The sequence below is a fragment of the Priestia filamentosa genome (assembly GCF_900177535.1).
Taxonomy (GTDB): domain Bacteria; phylum Bacillota; class Bacilli; order Bacillales; family Bacillaceae_H; genus Bacillus_I; species Bacillus_I filamentosa.
In genome coordinates this window covers 553,772-565,703 of record NZ_FXAJ01000001.1, presented here as the reverse complement: position 1 = coordinate 565,703, position 11,932 = coordinate 553,772, and the positions used below count along the sequence as shown (strand labels likewise).

General features: G+C 37.9%; 13 protein-coding genes. 1 reads left to right on the top strand and 12 read right to left on the bottom strand.

The genetic code is table 11. From position 1 onward, the window contains the following. Positions 1 to 66 precede the first annotated feature (66 nt). The 7 genes from B9N79_RS03035 to prsW all read right to left on the bottom strand — a co-directional run bounded on the left by B9N79_RS03035 (position 67) and on the right by prsW (position 5,686). A complete protein-coding gene (locus B9N79_RS03035; protein ID WP_085117704.1) occupies positions 67 to 648 on the bottom strand; it encodes a lysophospholipid acyltransferase family protein in 582 nt (193 codons plus the stop codon). Next, the gene (gene cmk / locus B9N79_RS03030) at positions 645 to 1,325 is read right to left on the bottom strand and encodes a (d)CMP kinase (protein WP_019391664.1); all 681 of its coding nucleotides are present in this window, start codon (positions 1,323 to 1,325) and stop codon (positions 645 to 647) included. The genes B9N79_RS03035 and cmk overlap by 4 nt, the downstream gene beginning before the upstream one ends. A 130-nt stretch (positions 1,326 to 1,455) precedes the next feature. Next, positions 1,456 to 1,632 (bottom strand): YpfB family protein, encoded by a 177-nt coding sequence (locus B9N79_RS25975; protein ID WP_158512826.1) that lies wholly within the window; start codon positions 1,630 to 1,632, stop codon positions 1,456 to 1,458. Positions 1,633 to 1,707: 75 nt separating this feature from the next. After that, the gene (locus B9N79_RS03025; RefSeq protein WP_046217821.1) at positions 1,708 to 2,364 is read right to left on the bottom strand and encodes a flagellar brake protein; all 657 of its coding nucleotides are present in this window, start codon (positions 2,362 to 2,364) and stop codon (positions 1,708 to 1,710) included. A 123-nt stretch (positions 2,365 to 2,487) separates the two neighbouring features. Further along, on the bottom strand, positions 2,488 to 3,834 hold the full coding sequence (gene ypeB, locus B9N79_RS03020; protein WP_040056727.1) for a germination protein YpeB: 1,347 nt from the start codon (positions 3,832 to 3,834) through the stop codon (positions 2,488 to 2,490). 13 nt (positions 3,835 to 3,847) lie between these two features. Then, positions 3,848 to 4,819, bottom strand: coding sequence for a spore cortex-lytic enzyme (gene sleB / locus B9N79_RS03015; RefSeq protein WP_019391659.1), 972 nt, complete (start codon positions 4,817 to 4,819; stop codon positions 3,848 to 3,850). A gap of 192 nt (positions 4,820 to 5,011) precedes the next feature. Beyond that, complete coding sequence (gene prsW / locus B9N79_RS03010; RefSeq protein WP_019391658.1) at positions 5,012 to 5,686, bottom strand: glutamic-type intramembrane protease PrsW; 675 nt, start codon at positions 5,684 to 5,686, stop codon at positions 5,012 to 5,014. 114 nt (positions 5,687 to 5,800) lie between these two features. On the opposite strand from prsW, the gene B9N79_RS03005 reads away from it, so the two are divergent. Next, the gene (locus tag B9N79_RS03005) at positions 5,801 to 6,766 is read left to right on the top strand and encodes an asparaginase (RefSeq protein WP_019391657.1); all 966 of its coding nucleotides are present in this window, start codon (positions 5,801 to 5,803) and stop codon (positions 6,764 to 6,766) included. 25 nt (positions 6,767 to 6,791) lie between these two features. On the opposite strand, the gene B9N79_RS03000 is transcribed toward B9N79_RS03005, so the two are convergent. The 5 genes from B9N79_RS03000 to B9N79_RS02980 form a co-directional block, all read right to left on the bottom strand. Next, positions 6,792 to 7,751: a YpdA family putative bacillithiol disulfide reductase gene (locus tag B9N79_RS03000; RefSeq protein ID WP_019391656.1), complete on the bottom strand. Its 960-nt coding sequence runs from the start codon at positions 7,749 to 7,751 to the stop codon at positions 6,792 to 6,794. Between the two features lie 144 nt (positions 7,752 to 7,895). Further along, positions 7,896 to 9,176 carry a Glu/Leu/Phe/Val family dehydrogenase gene (locus B9N79_RS02995; protein ID WP_040056728.1) on the bottom strand — a complete coding sequence of 427 codons (1,281 nt, stop codon included), beginning with the start codon at positions 9,174 to 9,176 and terminating at the stop codon, positions 7,896 to 7,898. A gap of 204 nt (positions 9,177 to 9,380) precedes the next feature. Next, positions 9,381 to 9,980, bottom strand: coding sequence for a genetic competence negative regulator (locus B9N79_RS02990; RefSeq protein WP_040056729.1), 600 nt, complete (start codon positions 9,978 to 9,980; stop codon positions 9,381 to 9,383). Positions 9,981 to 10,101: 121 nt separating this feature from the next. Next, the gene (locus B9N79_RS02985; RefSeq protein WP_046217822.1) at positions 10,102 to 11,007 is read right to left on the bottom strand and encodes a MerR family transcriptional regulator; all 906 of its coding nucleotides are present in this window, start codon (positions 11,005 to 11,007) and stop codon (positions 10,102 to 10,104) included. Between the two features lie 90 nt (positions 11,008 to 11,097). Continuing rightward, complete coding sequence (locus B9N79_RS02980) at positions 11,098 to 11,850, bottom strand: metallophosphoesterase (protein WP_082864757.1); 753 nt, start codon at positions 11,848 to 11,850, stop codon at positions 11,098 to 11,100. Positions 11,851 to 11,932 lie beyond the last annotated feature (82 nt).

The following is an 11,932-nucleotide window of genomic DNA, read 5'->3' as shown; positions in this document are numbered from 1 at the left end:
GAGAAATCCTCTTTTTTCTAACTTCTAATAAATATACCCTTTTTGTCAAGTGTTAAGCCTTAAATGTTATTGATATTTATCGAGCAGAAGACCGATTTCTTTCATTACAACTTCCGTTACTTCTTCAGAAGAGACCCGCTCTTTTCTCATTTCGGTCACATCGATTGGTTTACCATATACAACCTGTAATTTCTTAAACGGTTTATAAGGACCAATAACGGCACATGGAACAATAACCGCATTTGAACGAAGAGCAAAAAAGCCGACACCTGCCATCCCTTTCCCTAGCTTTCCATCTTTACTGCGCGATCCCTCTGGAAACAGACCAAGCGCGCTCCCTTCTTTTAAAATAGAAATTCCTTTACGGAGCGCGTCTCGATCGCTAAGCCCTCTTTTAACAGGAAAAGCGTAGATTTTTGGCAGTAACGTTTTCAAACCAGGAACTTTAAAAAGCTCTGCTTTAGCCATGAAGTAGACAGGACGAGGAAACGTCATGCCTACAACAGGAGGATCAAAATTTGAAATATGGTTTGAACAAACAATTACGCCTGCATCTTTTGGAATGTTTTCTTTACCAATTATTTCCACTCGAAATAACGGGGTCAAAATGGACTTTACTACCCCACGTGCAAAACCATAAATGCTCATGAGACATTGATCCTTTCATCAGCAAGGTCAAGAATCTTAGCTACCACTTCTTCAATTGTTAATGAAGTTGTATCAATTTCTACTGCATCTTCTGCTTTTCGAAGTGGAGAAACTTCTCGTTCAGAATCAAGCTTGTCACGCTTGGCAATATCAAGCTTAAGCTGTTCTAAATCTGAATCAAATCCCTTTAGTTTGTTTTCTTCATAGCGTCTATACGCTCTTTTTTCTACTGAAGCAAGTAAGAAAACTTTTACTTCTGCGTGTGGAAGAACATGGGTCCCAATATCGCGTCCGTCCATTACAACTCCACCGCCTTTTGCTAACTTGCGTTGGCGGTCAACCATTTCTTTACGAACTTCTCCATGTTTTGCAACGATGGATACTTCTTTTGTTACTTCATTTGTACGAATTTGTTCTGTTACATCTTCTCCATTAATAAAGATAAGCTGACCTTGCGGAGAAGGCTTTAATGTAATATCTAACGTGTATAAAAGATCTATTAGGGCTTGTTCGTTTTGAAGATTTACTTTTGTTCTTTGCGCCTCATAAGTTAAGGCTCGGTACATTGCCCCCGTATCAACATAAATATAAGATAAGTTAGTAGCGACGATTTTAGCAACAGTGCTTTTTCCTGCAGCTGCTGGTCCATCAATCGCAATTGAAATGTGCTTTTCCATGCGTCCTCCTCTAGTTATTTTAAAATTTCAATTCGTGCATATGTGAACGAAAAAAAAGCAGGGATTTCCACTCCTGCATGCTTTCCTTGAGTATCTTGTTTACTCTCTCTTTATCTTATCATACGTTCCCTTACTGGTCGAACGTTTCCACAATTTTTGTGATATTCTCTTTTGTTACGCCTTCGTATTGAGGAATTTTTGAAATATATGGGCTGATAGCTTCTACACGCAGAAGAGCTTGAGAAAACAGCAAACAAAAGAGCTGGATAATAAGAAGCTTAAAAAGAACCCGTTCTACTTTTTTCAACTATAATCACTCCATTAAGCTATAAAGGTTATTTCTTTATCCATTATGGGGCAATCATTTTTGTTTTATTCTAAACTAAAGAAGACCTTTTCTCTTTAGTTCTCTCTGTACTTCCAGCGTGTATCGAATAAGGGCCTCTTTCTCTTTAACTCCGAGCGTTAAAAACTTCACCCCGACATTATGCTGCTTTTCTATGTGAGAGGGCAAAACATTGATAACCTCCGCTTCGGTTTGTATATGATAATATTGATCAGATAGCTCAAAAACGAGCCAAACGTTTATTGTATCTCCCTTTTTTAAAAAAACTCCTTTTGCTTTAACAGCTAAAAGAGCTCCGCTTGCGCTGATGTTTTTCGTTATTGTTGTAAAAGGCTCAAATGCTCCATTTAGAGAGTGAAGAGCTGCAGGAAGTGTTGCATCAACGCGGACATACTCACGTCGCTGGTATTTAACTAAGCTTTCTTTTCCCTTATAATGAAGCTGTATCATAGGAATTTCCTTTTTTATACGCCCAACAACTTCCGTTGAAAAATGGTATGTCACTCCATTCTCCTCTATAGAATAAGCTTTTAATTTTGTAGGCATAAGAAGAAAGGCACTCTTTTTAGTTGCTTGATGAATAGGATAATCAATATAAATATATCCTTCTCCTTCCTCAACAACTTTGCAATAGTACTTTCCTTCTCCGTTTACTTCTTCTAACCTCAATGAGGTTCCAGCCTTCAGCTCCATAAACACTCTCTTCCTCTCTACTTGTTACCGTTCGGTTTTCATATATCAGGATAATACACTATATTTTACCGATTACTACTAAAACATGAACAACAAAAAAGAGAAAGGGAATCCCTTTCTCTTCTAAACACCATTATAAATTGGTTCTGTGTTATCCATTTTCTTCACATCTTCTTCGTTTCCATTTTCAGCATTAATAAAAATGCGGTATGTGTCTTTATTAATGGTTCCTAAAAACTCATAGCACAGTACTTCTTCACCAAGATCATTTTGAATAATCGCAAGTCTTTCTTCTTGGATGAGTACATTTTCATTAATTTTCTTTTTAGCTTCATCAGCGTTAAGAGCAGGCTTTGGAATTTCACGGTCATGGTGTGCAGCTAAGAAATCTGCTGCTGAAAATCCGACAATACTTCCATCTCCAAGTGAAACTTTAATTTTTACAGCATCTGGATAAATACGAACTCCTTGTCTCTCTTCTACAAATGTAAAAACTCCTACATTATCATATTGAGCACTATCAGATGCCACAAGACTTTCAAATCTTTGATCTTTTAAAAATTTCATCGCTTTATTCATTGCCTTATTCAAGCTGATATTTTGCTTATCTACATCAACATGGCGAATAGCCCAAATTGGATAACCACCTTTTTTCGTAATATCCATATTTGTTTCTTGTTCTTTTCCGGGCTCTTGGATACGTAAGCTGTAAAACTTATAGTTTGCTCCATTTCCATTTTTCGTTACATCAATCTTTGCATTTTTGTCTAATTCGAGGAACGAGCGCGCAACTTTCCTTGCTTCATTCTCATCAATTTCTTTTCCTTTTAGCTTTGAGAAGTTTTTATTTCCCTCTTCACTGCTTGCATTTGTTGGACCAAAGTCAGTCTCTGAATATTCTCCAGCTCTCTTTTCAACTGTCTTCAAACCATCAATAATTGTGTTGTCAGCTTGAGCATCGTTAGTGGCAAGCGCCATTTCGACGTCCATCCAGCGAAGATTATCTTCTAATACTAAATTTTGTACTTTCCGTAAATCTTGCTGAATATCTGTAGACTGTTTATAAAGCTCTTCTAGTCTTCCGTACTCCTCATCTGTTAACGGGTTTTTATCTAAATCACGTACGCCAACTCGGTACGAAAAATCGCTAACATTTGAAAGAAACTCTTCTGTTTTATTGAAAGGAACAAGTGTTAAAGGAAGCTGTCCAACGTTACTATGCGCTTCAGATGTTACACGCCAAACTTCCGTTAATGCCGGGGAAAGCTGATCTCTTGAGCTCATAGCAAGCGTTGAACCCATTTTGTCATTCAATAAGCTCATATCATACGTTAAATCATGGAAAGCCCTTTGGTAGTTATTTTCCGCTTGCAAAAGAACTGCTGTTTTTTCTTTATGTTCTTGGTACCCCCAATACCCAACACCTATAATCCCAATAGAAAGGATACAAATCAATATTGTTCGTAACATATTGCTCACCTCTTTATCTACAGAATATATGTTTCCCTATTTTCTTAATTTGCGGTCTTGACCATATCCATGCACTTGTAGCAGTATCTGGATTAAAATAATATTCTGCGTTTCCTGTTGGGTCCATGCCGTTTAAAGCATCTAGAACCGCATTCTTAGCCGTTTCGTTTGGAGTAAGCCAAATTTGACCATCAGCAACCGCTGTAAAGGCCCCAGGTTCAAAAATGACGCCTGCTGGAGTATCAGGGAACGATGGGCTTTCTGTACGGTTGATAATAACAGCTGCAACAGCAACTTGACCGATATATGGTTCACCTCGAGATTCTCCGTAGACAGCATTGGCCATCAAATTAATGTCATTTTGTGAATACCCATCAGGAACATTTGCTGCTTGTGGTTTATTAGAGTTTCCTGTTTTTGTAGCAGATTGCTGTGTCCCTTGGTTTCCACCAGGGGATGATTGATTTCCATTAGCTCCACCACTTCCTTTTTGTCCAGCGTTATTTGCGCTTCCTTTAGACGTTCCACCTTTGGCAGCACCTCCGCCAGCCTGTCCGCCTCCTTTTGATTCACTTTTTCCTTTTTTTGTCTGTTGATCAAGCGGCACATTTCCATAATGTGAAAAATCTCGTCCTTTTCGGATTTGCTCTTTTACATATCCTTCATGATATTTTGTTGCAGCAACAAGTTTTCTCTTCATTTCAGGCCCTACTAATCCGTCTACTTTCATTCCAAATTCATATTGAAAGTTTCTTGATGCCCAGTACGTTCTCCATCCAAATACTCCATCAATTGGTCCAGTATAAAATCCCACATATTGCAACCTTGACTGTAGCTCTATTACATCATTACCAACAGCTCCATGCTGAATTACTTGATTTGAAAAGGCTTTGGCTACATTTTTGTCAGAAAAAGTTGGAATAAAGACCCATTGACATATGAATAGTACAAATAAAATATTCCTTACTTTACGAAACCGAATCATCCTATACCCTCCTAAATCATACCTGATTGATGATAAGAGTATTTTTTGTAAAGTCCGCTATTTTATTCAGATCTCACCTTTCCCTCCCTTCATAAGAAAAACCCCTTAAAAGCAGGGGCTTTTAAGGGGTTTTTGTGTTAAAATCATTTAATTTATCTTTTTTCCATAAACTTCTAAACTTTATCTTTCACTTTAAGAAGGAGTAAAAAAATCGCTAACAGGTGGTTTTGTTTTTTTGGCTTTTTTAACTTTCCATAGCCCTAACCCCCATAGAAAAACCATGAATGGAATCATTAATACCATCCAATTATCAATCGTTCTTAAGATATAATCGTACATTCCATGAAGTAAAATGGGAATAAATAAAGAATATATGAGCCATTTTCTACGGCTGCTTTTCCCAAAAAACTTTCCTTTTCCAAGATAGTATCCCATAACAACGCCGAAAAGAGCATGACTCGAGACAGGTAAAACTGCCCGGGCAAAAGCGTCTTGCACACCGTTCGCAACAAGGTAAAGGATGTTTTCGGCAGTAGCAAAGCCTAATGAAACAGCGGCCCCATATACAATGCCGTCATAGTGTTCATCAAATTCCACATGCTGAAAAATTGTAAAGTATAGTACAAACCATTTAAAATACTCTTCTAAAAATGAAGTTGTAAGAAAGGAATTTAAAAATGCCCCTTGCAACACTTGTTCTTCTTGCATGACATACTGTATAAACATAATAGGCAACACAAGGACTGCCCCAAAGATAAATGTTTTTAAAACAACTGAGATTGGCTCTGTTTCGTACTCATCTTTTAAATAAAAGTAGCTCAAAAGCGCCAGTCCAGGGGCAATGCCTGCTGAGATGATTGCGAGCATTCAAGCGCCTCTTTTCTCTTTTTTTTAATCGTACCATGTTCATTAGTGATTGAGAATGGTTTCAGTTAAAAGAATTTACTATTCCTAGTTCATAATTCATAAGGAGGGATAAACATGCGAAAGATTCACATCATCCATACTGGCGGAACTATTTCTATGGAAGAAGATCAAAGGGGAGCTGTTAAGCCAGGTGATAAACATCCGCTTAGCGATCTTTCGGGTTTATTTGATATTGAAATTGATGTTCAAATTTCAGAAATTTTTCGTCTCCCATCCCCGCACGTAACACTTGCACATATGCGCCAGCTTGCACAGGGGATTGAAGAAGCAATCCAAAATGGTGCCGAAGGCGTTGTTGTTACACATGGAACTGATACACTTGAAGAAACGGCATATTTCCTTGATCTTGTGCTACAACAAAACGTCCCTATTGTACTAACGGGTGCAATGCGTTCAAACAATGAGCTTGGAGCAGATGGACCGCACAATCTTTTTTCAGCTGTCGAAGTTGCGCTTTGTAAAGAAGCTGGAGATAAAGGGGTTCTCGTCGTCATGAATGACGAGATTCATACTGCAGCTAACGTTACTAAAACACATACAAGTAATGTAGCCACATTTCAAAGTCCTCAGTATGGACCGATTGGAATTGTAACAAAGCGTGGAGTAAATTTCCACCATGCTCCAACATCTCACGACCATTTTCCAATTACAGAGACGAAAAAAAATGTTATTCTCTTAAAAGCTTATGCAGGGATGGATGAACAGATTTTCCAAGCTCTCTCTTCTCTTAAAATAGATGGACTCGTTATTGAAGCACTTGGTCAAGGAAACATGCCTCCTCAGACTGTACCGCAGCTTCAAAAGTATATTGAAAAAGGCATTCCAATTGTGCTTGTTTCCCGCTGTTTTAATGGTATTGCACAAGATGTGTACGGATATGAAGGCGGTGGAAGAATGCTAAAAGAACTTGGAATTATTTTTTCTAATGGGTTGAACGGTCAGAAAGCTCGTATCAAACTAGCCCTTGCATTAGAAACAACTTCAAATCACGAAGTTCTTTCTCAATATTTTACTCAATGAAAAAAGGCGACAATGCTCGCCTTTTTTATGAAATAATATGTTTGGCAATAAGACCTCCATGAAAGCGTCCATTTTCAATAAAGATTTCATTTGCATTATTTCCTGCTGCAATGACACCTGCAATATAAATTCCTTCAACATTTGTTTCCATTGTTTCGCTGTTAAAATGCGGGCGACCAGTTTCTTCATCACGCTTAACTCCCATCTTATTCAAGAAGGCGTGATCTGGATGGTATCCTGTCATAGCAAAGACAAAGTCATTTTTAATTTTATGAACTTCTGTTCCTTTTACATATGTGAGATGCGATTCCGTGATTTCTTTCACATTCGCGCCAAACTCCATTTGAACGGTTTCGTTGCGAACAAGGGCTTCAAACTCTGGTAACACCCAAGGCTTAATGCTTGGTGAATATTCAGCACCACGGTACAACACTGTCACTCGCGCTCCTGCTTTTACAAGTTCAAGCGATGCATCAATACTTGAATTTTTCCCTCCGATTACCACAACATCACAGTTGTAATATGGATGTGCTTCTTTGAAATAGTGAAAAACTTTTGGAAGATCTTCGCCCTTTACGTTCATGTAGTTTGGATGATCATAGTAACCAGTCGCAATGATTACCTTCTCTGCTTCATACGTTTCCTTATCTGTAAAAACATAAAACATTCCATTTGATTGCTTTTCCACTTTAACGACTTTTTCGAACGCATTCACGCGAATTTGTTTACGTTCCACAACTTCACGATAGTATGCAAGCGCCTGATTGCGCTTTGGCTTCCGATTTTCTGTAATAAAAGGAACATCACCTATCTCCAACTTTGCACTTGAACTAAAAAATGTTTGATGTGTTGGGTAATGGTAGATTGCGTTCACAATGTTCCCTTTTTCAATAACAAGGGCATCTATCCCTTCCGCTTGCAGAGCAAGCGAGGCAGCTAGTCCACAAGGGCCTCCTCCAACAATTATAACTCTTTCCTTTTCCATTGCCGCTCCTCCTTAGTGGTAAAAAAACTTCACTATTTATTAAACTGTATAAGAGCAAGTAAAATTAAAGCTTTTTTCTTATAAATTAAAAAAATCTCCTAATCTATATTAGGAGATTTTTTGGATGGATGCAAATATAGGGCTTTAAATCCACCCTCTAAAACGAGAGGCTTCAGCCATTTTTCTAACGCCAACCATATATGCAGCTAGGCGCATATCCACTTTTCTCGTTTTTGATATATTGTAAATGTTATGAAATGATTTGACCATTACTGTTTCCAGCTTTTGCTCTACTTCTTCTTCTGTCCAATAATAACCTTGATTATTTTGAACCCATTCAAAATAAGAAACAGTGACTCCCCCAGCGCTCGCTAGCACATCTGGCACAAGGAGAATGCCTCTTTCAGATAAAATTTTAGTCGCTTCAAGCGTTGTAGGTCCGTTTGCAGCTTCAACTACAATGCTTGCTCGTATATCATTTGCATTTTCTTCTGTAATTTGATTTTCGATAGCTGCTGGGACAAGAATATCACAATCAAGTTCTAAAAGCTCTTTGTTTGTAATTGTACTATCAAAAAGCTTTGTTACAGTACCAAAACTATCTCGTCGATCTAGTAAATAATCGATATCAAGACCGTTTGGATCATGAAGAGCTCCGTATGCATCAGAGATGCCTACTATTTTAGCTCCAGCATCATGCATAAATTTGGATAAAAAGCTACCTGCGTTTCCAAATCCTTGAACAACAACGCGTGCTCCTTCTAGTTCAATTCCTTTTGCTTTCGCTGCTTCACGAATGCAAATTGTTACTCCTTTAGCTGTTGCTGTTTCACGACCATGTGAGCCACCAAGCACAAGCGGTTTTCCTGTAATAAAACCAGGAGAATTAAATTCATCAATTCGGCTGTACTCATCCATCATCCATGCCATAATTTGCGAGTTTGTAAAAACATCTGGAGCTGGAATATCTTTTGTCGGTCCAACAATTTGGCTAATGGATCTTACATAGCCGCGACTTAAGCGCTCAAGCTCACCAAATGACATATTGCGTGGGTCACATACAATACCGCCTTTTCCACCACCATAAGGAAGATCAACGATACCACATTTCAAACTCATCCAAATAGAAAGCGCTTTAACTTCTTTTTCTGTTACACCCGGGTGAAAACGAATTCCTCCCTTTGTTGGCCCAACAGCATCATTATGCTGTGCACGGTAACCTGTAAAAACTTTCACAGAGCCATCATCCATACGTACAGGAATCTTCACTGTCATTAATCGTAAAGGCTCTTTCAAAAGCTCAAATACTTCTTCTGGATACCCTAACTTTTCTAAAGCACTATGTATAACAGTTTGAGTTGACTTTAATACATCGTTTTTGTCTCTATCATCATGTTCATTGGTTTGCATTTTATCGGCAACCATTTAGAGAACCTCCCACAGTCAAATATAGTAAATGGTGCTTCTTTCATGACATAGTATACACCTTTCATATGCTGATGCAAAGAGAAAAACGTAAAATTTCACATTTAAAAATCGACTTTCTTGAAAGCGATTAACTATTCTCTAGAAATTTAAAAGAAGAGCGACTATATGACGAACGTTCGTCATATAAAATCGCTCTTCTTTTCATGATGAAAATTTCTCAGCTATAAACGATAGCGCATTCTTTTCAAGGAGCATTTTCCCATACTCATGAACGCGATATTTTGTCAGCGTTGACGGATATCCATACTCAGCCAAAAGCGCTACAAGAGTTTCTGTATCCAAATCCTCTTCATTCTCTGTGTCCACTAATAGATAAAAGTGTTTGCCATAAGAATAAAGCGTACCACTTTTCACATCTAAAGGGGAGAGTCGATTTGCAAGCTGGATAACGTCTTCAAACGATGAAAATTCAAAGAAAATGTCCTGATTTTCATCTAGCGTTACCTGCATTTGAATATAGTCATCCATGAAGTCATCATCTTCTTGGTCTGAGAGGTCTTCAGAACTTGTTGTTAAAATAACGACCATGCCCTGCGCTTGAAGAGCAAATACTTCAACAGCAAGCGACTGTGTTGGTTGAAAACCTAACTCTTCACTTGCCTGGTCAACCATATCTCTAAAAAGCTGCTGGACTTTTAACGAGTTGTTCCACATATCCTCTTTTGATAATCCGCGTTCTGTTAAATCATCAAACGTCAAGAAAATTTTTATCTTGTTATAATTCAGGCGCTCTAATCTCATCATACACCCTCCCCATTCGCCGAAACAACGACATTAACAGTTTAATATATGCACTTGTTGAAAAAGAGTTCATTCGTGCTGTTACAATAGAGTTTACATGTTTATAAGAAAGAAGACAACCTTATTGCATTTGAATCTCTGTTAATTTTATGTTAATCCAATGTTCCCATTCTTGTTTTGAATCACCGACAATAAAAGAAAGGATGCTTTCATCTTCCACATTTGAAAAAGCAGCTCCCCCAAGACCGATTGAAAGTGAAGGAAATTCCCGCTTCACTTCTTTTACAAGAGATATTGTTTCTTCCTGGTTTTCTTTCATTGTGCATGACATAAACAATAAGGAAGGCTGAACTTCTCCAACAACTATTTTTACATCTTGATTATCGACGCTGCTCCCTAAATAAATAACTTCAAAACCTTTCATTTTTAGGAAAAGCGTAAAAATGAGTAATCCAACTTCATGACGCTCGTTTGGTCCACATACAGCAATTGCTCTTGGCATAATTGGTGGCGATGGAAATGAATAAAGAATAATCCCAATTCTTGTTTTAATAAGCTGTGATGCATAGTGCTCATGGGCACTTGTAATTTTCCCTTTTCCCCATAAATCCCCAATGGATATTAATAGCGACCCTAAAATCTCAATAACTACCTTCTCAATTGAATAAAGACTAAAAGCTTGATCCATAAGTTGCTGAGCTCTTGTTTCTTGAAAAGATAAGAGAGCCCTCAAAAGGTCTTCTTTGATTTTTGAGGTTGTTGTAGCTGTATCTTCTTCCTCTACTGAGAAAACAGCCTCTTTTTCAAGTAGAGAAACGGCTTGACTAATTGTAAAACCATTATTTACTTTGTCTGTTAGCCATTTTATCGTTTTTAGGTCTCGATCCGTATACAACCGATGACCTGAATCATTACGGACAGGATCTACTATATTGTATCGTCTCTCCCATGCGCGCAATGTTCCAGGTTGAACACCTACAATCTGTGAAATTGCCTTTATATTATATTTTCCTTCTCTTGAAGCCATTGCGAACCTCCAAGTAAACATCGTTTCTTTATCTAGTTGAATTATACGTTACCATTATTTTTGTGTAAATGTTGTATACATTTTGTATCATTAGCTTGTAATTGTAATATGGTGTGTCTGAGGCTTCGCGCCAAGCCTTAGAGGTACCTTCGTTGTACCATATCCATTACTTATTAAAATAGTTGTTCCATTTCTTGTATAAACTCCTCCATGCTCGTAAGGTCCCCATCCAAAAAAGCGAATTTGTCCTCCGTGTGTATGACCGCTCAAAACGAGAGAAATATTCATCTCCTCCTTTATCCTTCTCATAATGAAAGGATTATGGCTCAAAAGTAAACGAAAAGGAGCTTTTGCACCTTGAACAGCTTTTTCTAAATCTGCCTTCCGTTTTGAAACATCTTCCACACCAATGAAATCAATCGAATTCTCTTTCAACAGATACGACTTTGCTTCATTACGAAGGACAGTTACACTGTTTTCTTCAAGCAACTCTGAAAGCTCATCTTCTCCTGCTTCATAATCATTATTTCCCCATACAAAATAAACAGGTGCTAAGCTTTTTAGTTTTTGCACATTTTCTGCTACTTGAAGAAAAGGCACTTCCTCTTCCGTTAAGTCTCCCCCTATAACAACAGCGTCCACCTCATCCTTCATTTTCTCAATGAGTTTGTCATCTATTTTCCTTTTATGAACATCAGAAATAAAAAAAAGACGCAGTTTTTCACGAGCGGGAAACTGCGGGAAACGGAACGTATGATATACAACTCGGTTTTCAAATGCATTTTTCCACATGTATCCTAATAAAGCAACTGGAAACAACACAATGGAAAATATAAACTTCACGATATCTCCTCCTCTACTTCTCCTGCTTTTTCTTGGTGATATAACATCTGTGTTCCCTTAACAGTCACAAATGTTAGAGAAG

Bases quoted from the DNA above. Each gene is read 5' to 3' on its own strand.
- B9N79_RS03035 (WP_085117704.1), bottom strand. From the start codon at position 648: ATGAGCATTTATGGTTTTGCACGTGGGGTAGTAAAGTCCATTTTGACC.
- cmk (WP_019391664.1), bottom strand. From the start codon at position 1,325: ATGGAAAAGCACATTTCAATTGCGATTGATGGACCAGCAGCTGCAGGA.
- B9N79_RS03025 (WP_046217821.1), bottom strand. From the start codon at position 2,364: ATGGAGCTGAAGGCTGGAACCTCATTGAGGTTAGAAGAAGTAAACGGA.
- ypeB (WP_040056727.1), bottom strand. From the start codon at position 3,834: ATGTTACGAACAATATTGATTTGTATCCTTTCTATTGGGATTATAGGT.
- sleB (WP_019391659.1), bottom strand. From the start codon at position 4,819: ATGATTCGGTTTCGTAAAGTAAGGAATATTTTATTTGTACTATTCATA.
- prsW (WP_019391658.1), bottom strand. From the start codon at position 5,686: ATGCTCGCAATCATCTCAGCAGGCATTGCCCCTGGACTGGCGCTTTTG.
- B9N79_RS03005 (WP_019391657.1), top strand. From the start codon at position 5,801: ATGCGAAAGATTCACATCATCCATACTGGCGGAACTATTTCTATGGAA.
- B9N79_RS03000 (WP_019391656.1), bottom strand. From the start codon at position 7,751: ATGGAAAAGGAAAGAGTTATAATTGTTGGAGGAGGCCCTTGTGGACTA.
- B9N79_RS02995 (WP_040056728.1), bottom strand. From the start codon at position 9,176: ATGGTTGCCGATAAAATGCAAACCAATGAACATGATGATAGAGACAAA.
- B9N79_RS02990 (WP_040056729.1), bottom strand. From the start codon at position 9,980: ATGAGATTAGAGCGCCTGAATTATAACAAGATAAAAATTTTCTTGACG.
- B9N79_RS02985 (WP_046217822.1), bottom strand. From the start codon at position 11,007: ATGGCTTCAAGAGAAGGAAAATATAATATAAAGGCAATTTCACAGATT.